Origin of the sequence: Corynebacterium sp. (assembly GCF_030532715.1) — a bacterium.
Taxonomy (GTDB): Bacteria; Actinomycetota; Actinomycetes; order Mycobacteriales; family Mycobacteriaceae; genus Corynebacterium.
Genome location: NZ_JAUNKO010000002.1, coordinates 292,942 through 309,142, shown reverse-complemented (window position 1 = coordinate 309,142; position 16,201 = coordinate 292,942). Strand labels below are relative to the sequence as shown.

At 61.9% G+C, this 16,201-nt stretch carries 14 protein-coding genes; 6 read left to right on the top strand and 8 right to left on the bottom strand.

Going from position 1 to position 16,201, the window contains the following annotated elements; genetic code table 11:
- Nucleotides 1-15: 15 nt before the first annotated feature.
- Nucleotides 16-420: a (deoxy)nucleoside triphosphate pyrophosphohydrolase gene (locus tag Q4D83_RS04530; protein WP_303173352.1), complete on the bottom strand. Its 405-nt coding sequence runs from the start codon at nucleotides 418-420 to the stop codon at nucleotides 16-18.
- Between the two features lie 109 nt (nucleotides 421-529).
- Nucleotides 530-1,975: a GntP family permease gene (locus Q4D83_RS04525; protein ID WP_303173350.1), complete on the bottom strand. Its 1,446-nt coding sequence runs from the start codon at nucleotides 1,973-1,975 to the stop codon at nucleotides 530-532.
- Between the two features lie 42 nt (nucleotides 1,976-2,017).
- Between Q4D83_RS04525 and Q4D83_RS04520 the strand changes: the two genes are divergently transcribed.
- A complete protein-coding gene (locus Q4D83_RS04520) occupies nucleotides 2,018-2,593 on the top strand; it encodes a TetR/AcrR family transcriptional regulator (RefSeq protein WP_303173349.1) in 576 nt (191 codons plus the stop codon).
- Here the strand turns inward: Q4D83_RS04520 and mmsB are convergent.
- The 4 genes from mmsB to Q4D83_RS04500 form a co-directional block, all read right to left on the bottom strand.
- The gene (mmsB, locus tag Q4D83_RS04515) at nucleotides 2,562-3,458 is read right to left on the bottom strand and encodes a 3-hydroxyisobutyrate dehydrogenase (RefSeq protein WP_303173348.1); all 897 of its coding nucleotides are present in this window, start codon (nucleotides 3,456-3,458) and stop codon (nucleotides 2,562-2,564) included. The genes Q4D83_RS04520 and mmsB overlap by 32 nt on opposite strands.
- A 17-nt stretch (nucleotides 3,459-3,475) precedes the next feature.
- Nucleotides 3,476-4,996 (bottom strand): CoA-acylating methylmalonate-semialdehyde dehydrogenase, encoded by a 1,521-nt coding sequence (locus tag Q4D83_RS04510; protein WP_303173346.1) that lies wholly within the window; start codon nucleotides 4,994-4,996, stop codon nucleotides 3,476-3,478.
- Nucleotides 4,997-5,240: 244 nt separating this feature from the next.
- Nucleotides 5,241-5,990 (bottom strand): hypothetical protein, encoded by a 750-nt coding sequence (locus tag Q4D83_RS04505; protein WP_303173344.1) that lies wholly within the window; start codon nucleotides 5,988-5,990, stop codon nucleotides 5,241-5,243.
- A 204-nt stretch (nucleotides 5,991-6,194) separates the two neighbouring features.
- Nucleotides 6,195-7,400 carry an MFS transporter gene (locus Q4D83_RS04500; RefSeq protein WP_303173342.1) on the bottom strand — a complete coding sequence of 402 codons (1,206 nt, stop codon included), beginning with the start codon at nucleotides 7,398-7,400 and terminating at the stop codon, nucleotides 6,195-6,197.
- 128 nt (nucleotides 7,401-7,528) lie between these two features.
- Here Q4D83_RS04500 and Q4D83_RS04495 point away from each other — a divergent pair, with 128 nt between their 5' ends.
- Complete coding sequence (locus tag Q4D83_RS04495; RefSeq protein ID WP_303173340.1) at nucleotides 7,529-8,062, top strand: hypothetical protein; 534 nt, start codon at nucleotides 7,529-7,531, stop codon at nucleotides 8,060-8,062.
- Here the strand turns inward: Q4D83_RS04495 and Q4D83_RS04490 are convergent.
- Together Q4D83_RS04490 and Q4D83_RS04485 are read right to left on the bottom strand one after the other, a co-directional pair.
- Complete coding sequence (locus tag Q4D83_RS04490) at nucleotides 7,978-8,793, bottom strand: hypothetical protein (protein WP_303173339.1); 816 nt, start codon at nucleotides 8,791-8,793, stop codon at nucleotides 7,978-7,980. The genes Q4D83_RS04495 and Q4D83_RS04490 overlap by 85 nt on opposite strands.
- Before the next feature lie 126 nt (nucleotides 8,794-8,919).
- Nucleotides 8,920-9,732 (bottom strand): (2Fe-2S)-binding protein, encoded by an 813-nt coding sequence (locus Q4D83_RS04485; RefSeq protein ID WP_303173338.1) that lies wholly within the window; start codon nucleotides 9,730-9,732, stop codon nucleotides 8,920-8,922.
- A gap of 108 nt (nucleotides 9,733-9,840) precedes the next feature.
- On the opposite strand from Q4D83_RS04485, the gene Q4D83_RS04480 reads away from it, so the two are divergent.
- From Q4D83_RS04480 to Q4D83_RS04465, 4 genes are read left to right on the top strand one after another with little or no spacing between them, the layout of a single operon-like run.
- Nucleotides 9,841-10,875 (top strand): alpha/beta hydrolase fold domain-containing protein, encoded by a 1,035-nt coding sequence (locus tag Q4D83_RS04480; protein WP_303173336.1) that lies wholly within the window; start codon nucleotides 9,841-9,843, stop codon nucleotides 10,873-10,875.
- Nucleotides 10,876-10,926: 51 nt separating this feature from the next.
- Nucleotides 10,927-11,736: a shikimate 5-dehydrogenase gene (locus Q4D83_RS04475; RefSeq protein WP_303173333.1), complete on the top strand. Its 810-nt coding sequence runs from the start codon at nucleotides 10,927-10,929 to the stop codon at nucleotides 11,734-11,736.
- Nucleotides 11,737-11,779: 43 nt separating this feature from the next.
- A complete protein-coding gene (locus tag Q4D83_RS04470; protein ID WP_303173331.1) occupies nucleotides 11,780-12,589 on the top strand; it encodes a hypothetical protein in 810 nt (269 codons plus the stop codon).
- A 19-nt stretch (nucleotides 12,590-12,608) separates the two neighbouring features.
- Nucleotides 12,609-16,148, top strand: a complete 3,540-nt coding sequence (locus Q4D83_RS04465) for an ABC transporter ATP-binding protein (protein WP_303173329.1) — start codon at nucleotides 12,609-12,611, stop codon at nucleotides 16,146-16,148.
- Nucleotides 16,149-16,201: the final 53 nt, after the last annotated feature.

Sequence of the window (16,201 nt, the reverse complement as noted above, 5' to 3'; positions counted from 1 at the left end):
TCTAGGAAACCGAACTCAGTATCGCGCCGAAAAACGCTCAACTACACGATGAACTGCGGGAATATCGGCGGGCGCCCATTCAAGTGACGCCAACTCTTGTGCGGGAACCCATCGGATCTCCGCATGCTCGGTGAGCTTGGGATCACCATTGAGCAGGGTGCAGTAGAAGGTTGTTAGGATGACGATGCCAAAGTCGTATTCGTGTTCAGTCGTTTCAATCTGTTCACCAACGTCGGCGAGGCAAAGGAGTTCTTCTTCGAGTTCGCGGCGCAGGGCATCGCGGGGTTGCTCATTCGACTCAATTTTGCCGCCGGGAAATTCCCACAATCCCGCTAAAGACATCCCATTGCCGCGTCGAGCTGCTAAAACGTTGCCGTCTCGGACTAGCACGGCTCCCACGACGTCGATACGCTTTTTCACAACGAACTCCGTGACTCGGCAACTTTGACTACGCTTAACAACCTTCCACAGTAGTTGACCAGGTTTTTGGATTACACACCGCGTTCAAACAACCAGGCACACCCCTCCCCTACATCACCGCTAGGCCTGCGAGCAGGGTGAGCACCACGAGCAGTGGGATTGCTACGGTGACTACGGCGATGTCTTTGTAGGATTGGCGGTGGGTCATGCCGCAGACGATGAGCATGGTGAGGATGGCGCCGTTGTGCGGGAGGGAGTCGAAGCTCACGGATGCCATGGCGGTGATGCGGTGTAGTTCTTGGAGGCTGGTGTTTTGTTCCACGGCCATTTGTTTGAGCTGTTCGCCGAAGGCCTGGAGGGTGATGGAGAGGCCGCCGGAGGAGGAGCCGGTGATGCCGGAGATGACGCCGGCGGAGAGGGTGGATACGACGAGGACGTTGTCGGTGAGTGAGAAGATGCCTTCGCGGACTGCGGCGAAGGCGGCGAGGGAGGCAACGACCGCGCCGTAGCCCACTTCGGAGGCGGTGGTGAATACGGGGAGTACGGCGTTTTTGGCGCCGTCGGAGAGGTCGGTGAAGAGTTCGCCGGCCATGCGGTATTTCATGGCGAAGATGACCAGGATGGCGGTGGTGAGGCCGACGACTACGGACCATACGCCGATGACTTGGTCGAGGGTGACGCCGCCGAATTTTTCTTCGGCGAGGTAGCTGAAGTCGAGTTGTTTGGAAAAGACGTAGAGGAACAGGAAGTTCATGATGATCACTACGGCGATGGGCAGCAGGCCCAGCACACCGCGTACTGCGATGTTGCCGCCGGTAGCGGGATGATGAATTTCCGTTTCTACTGTGCCGTCGAGGTCTACGCCGTCTTTGTGGAAGGTGGTGGCACCTGGGGTGTCGGTTTGTCCTTCGGGGAGGAAGCTTTCACCGGCGGCGTGCAGGCGGCGAATACGGTACTGCAGCCATGCCATGCCGAGGATGAACATTGCGGCGGCGCCGATGAGGCCGAGCACGGGGGCGGCGTAGCTGTTGGTGCCGAAGTATTTGGTGGGGATGACGTTGTGCACTTGGGGGCTGCCGGGCAGTGCGGCGAGTGCGAAGGTGATGGTGCCTAGGCCTAGGGCTGCGGGCATGAGGCGTTTGGGTATGCCGGCCTCGCGGAAAAGTTCGATAGCAATGGGGACGATGGTAAATGCGACAACCCAGGCACTCACGCCGCCGTAGGTGAGCAGCGCCGTAGCCAACACGGTGGACAGCATGGCGCGTTTCGGGCCGAAGAGTTTGGAGATGCCTTGGGCGAGGTCGGTAGCCAACCCGGAGGAGGTCATGAGTTTGCCAAAGATTGCGCCGGTGAGGAAGAGCGGGAAAAAGCTCACTATGAATTTCCCCAGCGCGGGCATAAAGATCTGCGTGTATGAGGCGAGCAGGGGCGCACCGGAGAAGATGGTGGCGATCAGGGCCGCGATGGGCGCGACGATGACTACGGAGTGTCCTCGGTAGGCGAGCGCCATGAGGACGAATAGGGAGAGGATGATGCCCAAGAGTGGGAGTATCACGGTGACTCCTTGGGGGTGGGGTTTTTCAGTAGGATTTCGGTCATGGAGCCTGAGAAAGACGCTAAAACTAGGATTCTTGAGTGTTCTCGTGACCTTTTCAGCACGCATACGTTTGCTGGCGTTTCGCTGAAGGATATTGCTCAGGCTGCTGGGGTGAGTCCGCCGCTGATTATCAAGCATTTTATAAACAAGGAGCAGTTGTTTGAGCAGACGTTGGATTTCGCGCCTTCTGCAGCCGCCTTGTTTTCTGGACCGTTTCAGTTTTTGGGGGAAACGTCTATCCGGGAGACACTCACTGCCCCGGTGACAGCTTCGTATTCGATGATCCGCACGCTTTCAATTACGGACGGCTCGGAGGGTTCGTTGAGCGCAATTGGAAAGCGTATTAAGCAGGATATTTTGCAGGTGCTTTCCACGCGGATTCGGCAGGAGGCGCCGTTCCCGTACCCTTCGCCGGAGTTGCGCGCCCAGGCGGCGGTTTCGTTGCTGACTGGGGTTTCGCTCATGCGAAGGGTTGGGGACGTTGATTTTCAGCGCTTCCCTTCCGAACAATTGGTGGCGTACTATTCGGAACTTTTGCAGTCAATTATTGATGGTTCTGCCGAACCTGCTCAATAATCACGCCGAAGTCTTTCGCGCCGTAACCTGCCTCGGAGAGTGCTTGGTAACGCCGCGCCGCTTGCTCGCCGAGCCCCACCTGCGTGCCGGTGGACTCCGCAGCTTGCATCGCCAACCCTAGGTCTTTGACGATGAGGTCGGTGGCGAACCCCGGCTTGAAGTCGTTGTCTGCGGGGGATCCGGATACGACACCTGGCACGGGGCAGTTGACGGTGAGCGCCCAGCACGCGCCGGTGGAGTTGGACACGACGTCGTAAAACGCTTGCGGGGTGAGCCCGAGGCGTTCGCCGAGCACCATGCCTTCCGCGATGGCGATTTGTTGAATGCCCAGGATCATGTTGTTGCACAGTTTCGCCGCCGCGCCCGCGCCGACGTCTCCGCAGTGGGTGACGGCGCGCCCGAGAACCTCGAACAGTTTGGCGCCCTTTTCGACGTCCTGTGCGGCGCCGCCGACCATAAACGCCAGGGTTCCGGCTGCCGCACCAACCACCCCGCCGGACACGGGGGCGTCGATGTAGCGGTGCCCGTGGTGCGCCACGGTGCGGGCGTTGGCTTGGGCTTCCTCGACGGCGATTGTGGAGGAATCAATAAACAATGCTGGGCTGGTCAGCGCGCCGAGGGCTTCCTCGATCACCTTGGCCACGAGTGCCCCGTTGGGCAGCATGGTGAACACGATGTCCGCGCCTGTGGCCGCCTCCGCAACGCTGTGCTTGACTGCTACGCCCGCGGCTTGGGCGGCCTCCTGGGCTGCCGCCACCACGTCGAATCCTTGCACGGTGTAGCCCGCGGCCACGAGGTTGGCGGCCATGGGGCCGCCCATGTTCCCAAGCCCGATAAAAGCAATGGTTTGGTGTTGGGTTGTCACGTGATGCTCCTTCTCCCCTATCCGATTACCGGCATGGTGAACTCGGCGCCGGTGGTTTTCCCCACGGGCCAGCGGCTGGTCACAGTTTTGGTCTTGGTGTAGAACCGGAAGGAATCCGGGCCGTGCTGGTTCAAGTCACCGAAGCCGGAGGCCTTCCAACCGCCGAAGGTGTGGTAGGCGATCGGCACTGGGATGGGCACGTTGATGCCCACCATTCCCACCTGCACGCGGTTGGCAAACTCTCGTGCGGCCGCGCCATTGTTGGTAAAGATGGACACGCCGTTGCCGTATTCGTGTTCGTTAGGCAAGGCGAGCGCTTCTTCGAAGGTGTCCGCCCGCACAATGGTGAGCACGGGGCCGAAAATCTCGTCGGTGTAGATGCTCATGTCCGTGGTGACGTGATCGAACAGGGTGGGGCCGATGAAATAGCCCCCGGAGAGGTCTTCCCCGTCGAATCCTTCGTCGGTTGCGCCGTGCTCGCGGCCGTCGATAACCAGTTCGGCGCCGGCGGCGACGCCTTGGCCGATGTAGTCGCGGACCCGCTCCAGTGCGGACTGCGCCACCAGTGGGCCATAATCAGCGTCCGGGTCGAGCGAGTGCCCTACCTTCAACGTGCCGATGCGTTCGATCATCTTTTCGCGCAGCTTGTCGGCGGTGGCCTGCCCCACCGGCACCGCCACCGAAATGGCCATGCAGCGCTCGCCGGCCGAACCGTAGGCCGCACCGAGCAGCGCGTCCGCCGCTTGATCCAAATCCGCATCCGGGAGGATCAGCATGTGGTTTTTCGCCCCACCGAAGCACTGCGCACGCTTGCCGGTTTCCGCGCACCGCTGATAAATGTACTGGGCGATCGGCGTGGAACCAACAAAGCCAATTGCCTGCACAACGTCAGAATCCAACAGTGCGTCCACGGCGACCTTGTCCCCATGCACCACATTGAACACGCCCGCCGGGCCGCCCGCCTGCATAAACAACTCCGCCAACCGGACCGGCACCGAGGGATCCCGCTCGGAGGGCTTCAAAATGAACGCATTACCGGCGGCCAGGGCGGGGCCAGCCTTCCACAGCGGGATCATCGCCGGGAAGTTAAACGGCGTGATTCCCGCGACCACACCCAACGGCTGGCGCATCGAAAAGACGTCCACGCCGGTGGCTACCGAATCCGAGTACTCCCCCTTCAGCGCGTGCGGGGCACCGAGGGCGAACTCCAAAACGTCGAGCCCGCGGATGACGTCGCCCTTCGCGTCCTCGAAGGTTTTACCGTGTTCGAGGGACAAGGTACGGGCGATTTCGTCCAGGTGTTCGTTGATGAGCTGGATCCATTTCATGAGCACGCGGATGCGCTTCTGGGGGCTGGTGGCCGCCCAGCCAGGTTGCGCCTGCGCGGCGTCCGCAATGACCTCGTTGACCTCCTCGGCGGTGGCGAGATCGACGAGCGCCTGGACTGCACCGGTTGAAGGGTTCATTACCTCCGCGGTGGTACCACTGCACCCTTGATGTGACTGGCCGTGGACGAAATGATGAATAGTGCGGGTCATAACACGCTCCCTTGCAATGTGATCGGCAACACTTTTTGTCTTGCCGAATACCATATGCGAAGCACCCCTTGTAGGACGAGAATTCCCGCGACAGTGAACACTATTTACCCCAAGGGAAGCACGCCACTCAGGGCTTTTGCCACCACAATGGGGTAGTTTCGGGAGTGCAACAACACCGAAATGTGGGTTGTGAGGGGTGCCGCGCCGTGGCAACACGCGTTCGGCACCCTAGAGACACCCGCCCCTAACGCAGGCCCGGCCAGGGCTGCACGAGTTCCGGCAGTGGGATGACATTGCCAAATTCGTCGAGGCGAGGCGGCCCCAACCAGGCAACCACATCCGCCTGCCGGTTCATTCGAATGGTGGCAAGTATTGCTGGGTCTTCATAGACGAGACGTTGCACGCGGGCAAGAAATTCCGGGGTGTCCACCCCGAGCCCGCGCCAGGCGGGGTCGTCGGCGGCCCAATAATCGGTATGTACTGGTTCCCGCAATTCCAGGTTGAAATCCACCGCTTCCTGCAACAGTTCGGCACGTTGTTCGACCGTAAAGAGCATGTAGCCGGTCATCCAGTCTTTGTATTTCCTGAACCGTTCCTCTAGTTCCTTGCGGGTGAATTCTTCGCCCCACGCTATGCGGAGCATATCGTCGCCGCCTTCCGCGCAAGTGTGGCCGTCACCGACAAGATCCACCAGCGCACGTTTGCGCGCCTCCCCACTGCCGGGCGGCACCGCAATCCAAGCCACCCATCCGGGGGTGAGCTGCTCAATTTCGACGACTTGCAGCAACCCTTCGGTATTGAGTTGCGCGCGGACCACGTCCTCGAAAGCGAAGGGAATGGCAAAACCGGTGTTTCTGATGATGTACGTTCCGCCCCCGTCGTCGGCGTTGCGGGGTTCCGCCCAGCAATGCTCGGAGGGGACGAAAAAACCGGCTGCGTCGGGTTCCTGGAGTAAGGATTTGAAGTAAACCTTGACTCGCTGATCGGTGCTCATGTGTGCTCCTCGGACTTCGAAGCGCGGCTTGCGCTTCGCCACAACAAACTTCGCCAAAATTCAAAAACAACAGGACAATGAACTCGCAACCACCTACGTGGCTCACCTGGCGGATTGTGCAGGGTTCGCTCACCCCTCCGATACCTGCGCGTCACATCAGGTTCGGTGTTTTACGCTACCAAGTTTCCTGGGAAAGCACACTGCCTATCCGCCAGCAGCAGCACGCTCGGATGTTTCGCGGCCAAACACTACCCAGGCGAGGATGGCCATCAGACCGATTAAGCCGCAGCTTAGGAAAGCAATGCGGTAGCCATAGACGTCAACCAACATACCCACCACCAGCGGGCCGACGATCGCACCGAAATCTTGTGCCATTTGGTAAGCGGCGAGGACTTTTCCGCCGGCACGTTCGTTGCCGATAATGTCCGCCAGGGTGGCCTGTTGCGCGGGGTTGACAAGGCCCGCGCCGACGCCTGCGACAACGGAGACGATGATCAGCGCGGTGACATTTTCGCCGAATCCGATGCAAGCGGTGAACAGCGTATTGATGATTAATCCCCAAATAATGCACGGCCGCCGCCCAATATTATCCGCCCACGTACCGGAGAATTGGAGGGTAATTGCGTTGCCAACGGCGTAGGCAGCAAGCGCTATTCCGGCCACCGCCCCGCCGTAGTGGAATATGTGGGCGGCAAACAACGGCAGGATCGCTATGCGCACACCGAAATTTGACCACCCGAACGCAAAGCCGCTCATCAGGGCCGCGCAATAGGTGCGGTCGCGCAACGCTTCTCGACGTCGCATCGGCGGCTGCCCGTTGCCAGCCTCCACGTCTCTGATAGCCTCCGGGTTGAGGCGAAGCGCCACCACAGCCGTGGCCAAGAGCAACATGGCCGCGTAGATAAGAAACGGTGTTCGCATGCCTAATCCGGAAAGTGCCGCACCAAGTACCGGCCCGATGACACTGCCTACAAGAAAAGCGCTGGCGTATGTTGAGGACGCCCTCCCGCGAATATTGGGTGGCGCGATGCGCACAATAAGACTCATGGCGGACACGGTGAACATTGTGGAGCCTACGCCGCTAATTGCACGCAATGCGACAATATGCCAGTACTCTTGGGCGGCCGCGATCGCCCCGGTTCCGATGGCCACGGCGATCAGCCCGGTGAGGTACACCAGGCGGGAGCCGAGGGCGTCGATAAGCCGACCGGATAGTGGGGCAAACAAGAGGCGGGTCGCGGCAAACACGGAGATTACGGCACTGGCCGCACTTACCGTGACGTCAAAACTCTGGGCGAATTGCGGGATGATCGGCGACACAAGGCCAAAGCCGAGGGCGATGATAAACGCCGCCGCAACCAACACGCGAATCTCTTGAGGAATTGGTGTTCGTGGGGCGCGGGGTAACACAACTTTGAGGCTACCGAATGTGCCGCATCGGGCCCGACACTGGGCACCTCATGCACGCCCAAACTTGTTCGAACAATGTTTCGAACACGGCGGCGGCGTCGTCAGTTCGGGCCCGTAAGGTTCGAAGCATGATCACACCCCGCCACATCCTCCGCCACGAACCGAACACCGACGTCGACCGTATCCGCAATCAACATCCGCAGGCGCTGCGGGAGGCTGCCGCCATGATTGCGAATCCGCGTTCGCTGCACACCCGGCAACCGCACACCGACCCACCGTCCGTGCGCCTCGGCGACGACACCGCCCCGCTCCGCATGGAAATCAGCCGCCATCGGGTGAGCCCAAAGCTACGTGCACAAGCCCGCGCGTGGGATCCGCAAGGCACGCTCCTCCACCCGCCCACGTTTGTGCTCACGCTGCGGGTGGCTGGACCGGCGTGCACACCCGCCACCGCGAAGGCCTGGGTGCGCGCATTACTGCCGGATATGCTCGCCGACACCCTCCACGAACGCGACGACGCATTCACGCCTACGTTCGAAGTGATTTTAGACGGCCGGTTCCACCCAATACGTTCGCCTTATTCATCTTCGTCTTCGACGACGTCGAGGTCTTCATCCTCATCGTCATACACCTCATCGAACACTTCCTCGAGTTCGGGGTAGTCGTCGTCGAAGTCATCATCGTCATACTCGCCACTGTCCGCGACGGGAACGAGTTGCGCCTCCCAGTCCTCGGCCTGCTCCGCGGCAAGCGCCAGGACGTCGAAAAGCCGGTCGAAGTCCGTGAACGAGCCCAACTCGAGGACCTCCTCGGAGGCCAACTCCGCGTCCCGCACCGCAGCCGCGATCAACAAATTGCGTTCCTCGTCGGTCAAGTCCTCGTCTTCGCCGCTCTCCCAAACCTCCGAAATCGCCTGGTCAACCAAGTCTTCATAGGCTTCGCCGGATGCCGCGAAGGTCACCACCGCCACGGGAGTATCCCCGTCGGCCTCCACCAACACCTGAATCTCGGAATGCTGGCCCACCTCCGCCACCACGAGGCTGGGATCTTCCCAATCCTGCACAAAGGCGAGGTCGGCGATGCGTTCGTCGGTGCCGTCAAGCAGGTCCCGCAGCACGGTGACCACTTGGTCGGTGGCCACGTGCCGAGCCACCGCAGACACCGCATCCGCCACGGAAAAGGCCACCGACACGAGCACAGCTTCGAAGTCTTCGTCGTCCTCGTCCACATCGGCAGCGGCGATATACACGTTCGCCGCGGGCAGGTCGGGGTCGATTTCCACGAACTGGATTTCCACGTCCCGGGTAATGGGAACGAACATGGTGTCGCCCTTGACGCGGGACTCAATGCCGTCAGCGTCCAACGCCGAAGCAATATCCTCGAAAAAGCTCATGCCCTGATACCTTTCACACTGGTTGATGCCACCGCGCGTACACACACGCCGTGGCCTGCGCAACACGACCTACCATGCGGCGACTTAGCTCCAGCCTAGCCCGCAATGAGAAAACTCATGAGAAAACTATTGCACGTACGCAATGGTACCGGCACGCCGCTCAGCCGGATCTTGTTTTGGGCAGGACACACACATCTCCGCGACCGGCGACCGGTAAATCATGCAGCACGACGCCCGCCGCGCGACCGTGTGCACCTCACCGTCCGGCTCTTCGCCTGCCCGCGCCGCCGCCACATCCGTTGGCACCATCACGCCATCGCGGACGTCCTCAAACCGGGGCTTCGGAATGGTGGGCGCCTTCGCCCCCGAACTCGCTGCGGCGGAAGCCCCCGCTGCGAAGCCCTCGGAAAGCTCGCACGCAATATGCACGCCGCGATACGGATCGAACGCTTCATTGCCCGCCGCCACGGCGGCCCCCACCAACGCGTCGGCCGCAACCGCCCACAGCGGCGCGGGTTTCACCCCGGCTGCGGTAGTCAAGGCGTCGATCAGCGGGGTAATGCTGGCGGCGTACTCAGCGCCGGCTTCGCGCCAGGCCCCGTCAGCTGCAACGATATCGGTGGAAAAGCTGTACCAATAGTCCCCCGGCTGGACGTGCAGCGCCCCGGCGGAAAGGTCGAGGCTGGGCACCCGGTAGCAATCCACCATCGCAGTCACCGCAGGCGCAACCATGGAGTTATTGAAGGAAAACCACCACAACTGCCCCGCCCAACGCGCATCACCTAGAGCAAACAAACGTTCACACGCAGCGATGGCGGCGGCGAGGCGCTCTGGCGTGGCGAGCTCCGAAACCGTCACCGCAACGGCCCCGGGTTCGGGGGTGACGGCCGTGCGAAACCGCGGGTACTCCGCCAGCACTTGCGCAAACACGGAATGCATATCTACCTTTCAACAATCAGCGCGCTGGGACCACTGTAGTGGATTACAGCAAAACGTCGACGCGCACGCTGGGTGTTTTCTACAATCAGCTGTGGAGAAGCGTAAGCCATGCCACGGGAGGTACCGCTGTTGAAACCCACCACGTGTTTCCTCGCATCCTTATGCGGTCTGCTTGGCGCTGGCAGCGCCGCCCACCTGGGGTGGCAATGGTATCGCACACGGAAAATCGCCCCCGAGCTCCGGCACCCCAGGCTGCTGGTGCACCCATTGTGGCGCGCACCCAGCGTATGGCAGCGCAGCTTCCCGTTCTACGCCGCCGAACACATTGAACCGCGCACCAGCCGCGGGGACGTCACCGGCATCCGCGTAAGCAGCCGCAACATCCCCGGCTATCAGGGCGGCCCGGACGTTGCGGTGCGGGAATACCGAGCTGGGCACCGGACCGCCAACTTCAGCGTATTGTGGCTGCATAATGGCGGTTTTGTGGGGGGCACTCCGGAGGCAGAGGATGGCGTGTGTGCGCTCATCGCCCGGACCCTAGGCTGCACGGTGATCAGCGTAGAGTATCGGCTGGCCGGTACCGCCCCCTTCCCCGCCCCGCTGCACGACGCCCGCGCGGCTTACGCTTGGATGTGCGACACCTTCGACGCGGGACGCATTGTCGTGGGCGGCGCCGGCGCCGGTGGCGGGTTGGCGGCGTGCTTGACGCAATGGCTCACCGATGCCGGCACCCCACCCGCATTCCAGCTCCTTATCGAACCAATGCTTGATGACAGGACGCGGGTGACCCGCAATCCCGGGCGCGGGGAGTTTGTTTGGGGGCATACCGCCAACACCCTCGCCTGGAATTGCTACCTTTCCTACCTCACCCCGCATGACGACGCCCCGGAGTACGCGGCCGCGAACCGTCGGCTTGACCTCGGCGGGCTGCCACCGACTTTTGTAGCCGTGGGCGATTTAGACCTGTTGTATGAGGAGGCGTTGACCTATGCGCGCCGTCTCAAAGAACACGGGGTGGAAGTGTCCTCGATGATCCTGCCGGGGGCGTACCATGGGGCGCTTACCGAACGATTGGACGCCCCGCTGGTGCAGGACGCGTGGGCCAAGGCGTTCGAGGCGATCCGCAAACACGTGCGGGGATAGCGCCCGCGCAATTGCCTTGGTGGCGGCACGAACTCATCTAAGCTGGGGCGCATGGTCAACATTGTGAACCGTGAGACCACCCTGTGCATTTCGTTGGCGGCGCGGCCGTCGAACCACGGGGTGCGCTTTCATAACTGGCTGTACGCGAAACTCGGACTGAATTTTCTCTACTACGCGGTGGCGCCCACCTCCATTGATCAGGCGGTGGCGGGCATCCGGGGGCTAGGCATTCGGGGTGCGGGCGTGTCCATGCCGTACAAGGCACAGGTGATCCCGCTAATTGACGAGTTGCATCCGTCGGCTGAGCGGCTGCACTCCGTCAACACGATTGTGAATACGGATGGGTTTTTGAAAGGCTACAACACGGACTACCTTGCGGTGGCTGCCTTGCTGGACAAACACGGCGTGGATAAGCAGCTGCATGTAGCGGTGCGCGGTTCCGGCGGCATGGCGTCCGCAGTGGTGGCGGCGCTGGCAGATTACGGCATGTCCGGCACCATCGTTGCGCGCAATCACGTCACTGGGCCCGAGCTGGCGCGGCGGCACGGGTGGCGCCACAGCGACGACGTACCTGAGGAAGCAACTATGCTGGTCAACGTCACCCCACTGGGCATGACCGGGCCGGACGAACATGCACAAGCGTTTTCGGATGCACAGATCCGCAACGCAACCTGCGTGTTTGATGTGGTAGCCTACCCCGTGCGCACACCCCTGATTCAGGCCGCCGAGCGGCTCGGGGTGGCTACAATGACCGGTGGCGAGGTGATCGCGCTGCAGGCGGCAGAACAATTTGCCCTCTACACCGGGGTTCGACCCAGCGACGAACTCATCATCGCCGCGGAAGAATACGCCCAGCAATAGCCGCCAGCAACACAACCGTTTGCGTGTACTACAAGGAGCTTGAGTGACCCACCCGAACAATTCGCAGCACCTACCTGTTACAGACGCCGTGCATTCGAACCCGCAAGCGCTTGAAGAACGCGCCGGGGTGACCGGCCGCATGCTGCTCAAGGCAATTGATAAGGCCGTCAACCTGCAATCCGGAGCGATTGAAAATTATGTGCACTGGCTACGCAACCGCAACCCAGACGCCTCACCTGCGGAAATTCAGAAGATGCTGGACAAGCATTTCAAGTACGTGGCTACTGGCACTGGGGCGAGCGTGGGTGCCGCTTCCGCAATCCCCGGCATCGGTTTCGTCGCAGGCGCCGCTGCAATTGGCGTGGAATCGCTCGTGTTTACGGACGCCGCCGCCGTGTACACCATGGCTTCCGCCTACCTGCGAGGCATCGACATTAGAAACCCCGAGCGACGTCGGACGCTGATTTTGGTGGTGGCTACCGGCGCGACCGGCACCATGCTTGTTGACGCCGCGATCGGCGACCTCTCCCACAAGAGCGGCGCATCCGTGGCCTCCATGCTCACCCGGTATGGCACCCCACAGCTGAAAGACGTGAACAATCGGTTGCTCAGTGTTGCCCTCAAACAGGTGAGTAAGAAATTCCGCGGCATGTGGATTGGCAAGATCATGCCCTTTGGCATTGGCGCCGCCTTGGGCACGTGGGCCAATCGCAAGATCGCCTCGAAAGTGATTACGAATACGGCGGAGTCCTTGGGGCCGCTGCCCGCGCGCTTCGACAGCCCCGCACCGAAGGCTGTGACCACCCCGGAGCTCGCCGAGCTACAGGCCGCTGAGCAGCAAGCACCACGCTAGCTCAGTTCGCTTCCCACGCATGCGTCAATTTTGGGCAATCCTCGCGCCACACTGGCGCATGGGCGTGTGGGCGATGGTGGCTACCGTCGGCGTCACCATTGCCGAACTCTTCATACCGTTGCTCACCGGCAGCATTGTCGACGTCGCCGTTGGCCGCCACGCCCCGCAACTCTTCCCGCAACTTGGGCCGGTGGGCAGCGCCACGGCCATCCTCGTAGTGGTGGCGCTGGCACGCTGGGGATTCCAATTTTTGCGCCGGTACACCGCCGGAAGATTATCGTTCGACGTTCACTACGCCTTGCGGGTGCGGCTCCTCTCCACGCTGCTCGGTGTAGATGGCCCCACCCAAGACCGCATCCGCACCGGCGAAGTGGTGAGCCGATCCATTTCGGACGCGCAATCCATCCAGGGACTTATCGCCATGTTACCGCTCATGGTGGGAAACCTGCTGCAGTTGGTGGTCATGGTTGGCATGATGCTCGCGCTGTCCTGGCCGCTGGCGTTGGCCAGTTTGGTGTGGCTGCCACTCATCGCGTGGTTGGCGCGGCGTTCCAAACGTCCCGTGATGCAGGCGACGAATGCGGCTCAGCAGGAAGCCGCGAACCTCACCACCCATATCGAACAAACTGTCGTAGGCATTCCGGTCGTACAAGGATTCGCCCAAGAGCCGCAGGAAGCGGAAACCGTAGAGCGCGGCGCAATACGCCTGTACCACGCACGTCTCCTCGCCGCGCGCGTCACCGCCCGCTTCCAACCACTGCTGGAGCAACTCCCACAGGCAGCACTCGTATGCACCATCGTTGCTGGCGGGTGGATGGCCGCCCACGGCTTGGTTTCCATCGGCACATTCGTGGCGTTTTCCATGTACGTCTCCCGGCTCACCGGTGTGGTGCGCATGCTGGGCAATATCACGGTGCGATTCCACAGCGGCATGGCTTCGGTGCACCGCGTGGCGGAAATCACCGAGCTCACGCACGATTTGCCGGAAGGCTCCCGCAATGTGCCGGACGGCCCCCTGAGTATCAGCTTCCACGGCGTGGAGTTTTCCTCCGCCTTAGCCGGGCTGGACCTCACCGTTGCGCCCGGCGACACGGTCGTGGCGGTGGGACCGCCGGCCGGCGGGAAAACCATGGCGGTGCACATGGCCGCGCGCTGTTACGATCCCGACGCCGGCGAGGTGCGTATCAATGGCATCCCGCTGCCGGAACTGGATCGCACCCAAGTACGGAACGCGCTGGCCGTGGTCTTCGACGAAGTGTTTTTGTTTGAAGGGTCTGTGCGAGAAAACCTTGGCTTTGGCCAGGACTTCACCGATGAGGAAATGTGGCGGGTGCTGCGCGTCGCCCAAGTCGCCGATGTTGTCGCCTCCCTACCCGGCGGTTTGGACGCCAAAGTTGGGCAGCGCGGCGTTACCTTATCCGGCGGGCAGCGACAACGCTTGGCCTTGGCGCGGGCGTTGCTGCGTGCGCCCCGCATCCTGATTCTGGACGACGCCACCTCCGCCATCGACGCCAGCACCGAGGCGCGAATCTTCGATGAGCTCAAAAGTGAGTTCGCCAACATGACCATGTTTGCGATTACCCACAAGCCGTCGATGGTGCGCCTGGCGGACCAGGTCGTGGTCATCGACACCGGGCGGGTCACCGCCATGGCGGACCAAGCGGATGCGTGGGAGTTGCCCGAATTTCGGGCGGCGATGGGTTTGGATACGGCCCGCGCTAAGGTTGCTATCGCCACCGCGGAACTTGACGCATCCCTGCCGCCGGCCCCCGCGCCAGCTGGTCCGCCTCCGCCACCTGTGCAAATTCCCACCCCCTTCGCTGTGGGGCCGATGCTACGCCAGGTCAAGGTGGGCATCGTCGGCATGGTTGCACTGCTGCTCGCCGGTGTGGGCGCGGACCTCACGTTTCCCACCCTGGTGCGCTACGCCGTGGACCAGGGAATCCGTGCGGGCGACGCCCAAGCCTTGCAGCTGGTGGCCGTCGGCGGGGCCGCACTTGTGTGCGCCACTTGGCTCATCGGGGTGGTGCGCATCCAATATGCCGCCCGAGTGGGCGAACGCTTGTTGTATGCCCTGCGCGTCACGTCCTACCGGCACATGCTGGGGCTTGATCTCGCCTTTTTCGAGCGCTCCCGCACTGGGAGCATTCTCACCCGGATGACCACCGACATTGATACCCTCAGCCATTTTCTACAAACGGCGTTAGCGCAGGCCATTGTTGCCAGTGCGACGCTCGCCGGAGTGGCCATCATGCTGTTGGTCACCTCGCCGACCCTGGCGGCTGTGGCGCTATCCGCCATCCCGGTGGTAGTAGTTGCCACGTGGGTGTTTCGGCGCTACACCACGCCGTTGTATACCCAGGCGCGGGAGGAGCTCAGCACCGTCAACGCAGAGTTCCATGAGGCGATCTCCGGGCTGCGCACCATCCAAATGCATAGCGCAGAACTCACGATCTTGGAGCAATTCAAACAAAGTTGCGCGCGATATCGGGAGACGCGGAACCGCTCCCAAACCGCGGTGGCGATCTACTTCCCCGGCGCCCAGGCGATCGGCCAGCTCAGCCGTGCCGCCGTCATTGGCGTGGGCGCTTCACTAGTACTCGGTGGAGAGCTCTCCCCCGGCGTGCTCATCGCCTTCGTGTTGTATTTGAGCCTGCTGTTTGAGCCAATCCAGGAGCTTTCCCAGATCTTTGATTCCTACCAGCAGGCGAAGGTTGGGCTGCGGCGCATCGGCGACCTCCTCTCCGAACAACCGCAAGTCCGTTCGACACATGCCGGAAGTGACAACGAGCTCGGCACGACCGCCGAAACCGCCATGGCCGCCCACGTGCGCGGGCCGATTGAGCTCGACCACGTCGCCTTCAACTACGGCGCGGCGGACGCTGATTCCGTGCTGCACGACTTGGACCTCACCATTGCGCCGGGTTCGACGGTGGCGCTGGTGGGCCATACGGGAGCCGGAAAAACGACCGTGCTGAAACTTTTGGCTCGCTTCTATGACCCCACGCGCGGGCACGTGCGCGTGTCCGGGGCGGATTTGCGGGAGCTGCCGCTACCCCTGTGGCGTAGTGGCTTGGGCATTGTGCCTCAGGAACCACACCTTTTTGCGGGTACCATCGCCGAAAATATTGCGTACGGCCGCCCGGACGCGGATCCGGGTGCGATTATCGACGCCGCGCGCCGCGTCGGCGCCCTCGAAACCATCGCCGCAATCGAAGAAAATTTCCAACATCGAATCGGTGAACATGGGCGCGGATTGTCCGCCGGCCAGCGACAACTTGTCGCCTTGGCGCGGGCAGAATTGGTGCAACCGCACTTGTTACTGCTGGACGAGGCAACCGCCACGTTGGACCCCGCGACGGAGCGCACGGTGTTGGCGGCGGCGCGGAGGGTCACCACCCCGCGAACGGCGGTTGTGGTGGCGCATAGATTGGCTACCGCGGCGCAAGCGGACCGCATTTTAGTCCTGCAACGTGGGTATATTATCGAAGATGGTACCCATGCGGAATTGCTTGCGAACGAGGGTTCGTATGCAGCCATGTGGCGCGCCCATGAGTAGCCAGAAAAAATTCCCACGACTTTGTGAGCCAACAATGCGACAAGCGGGGTAAC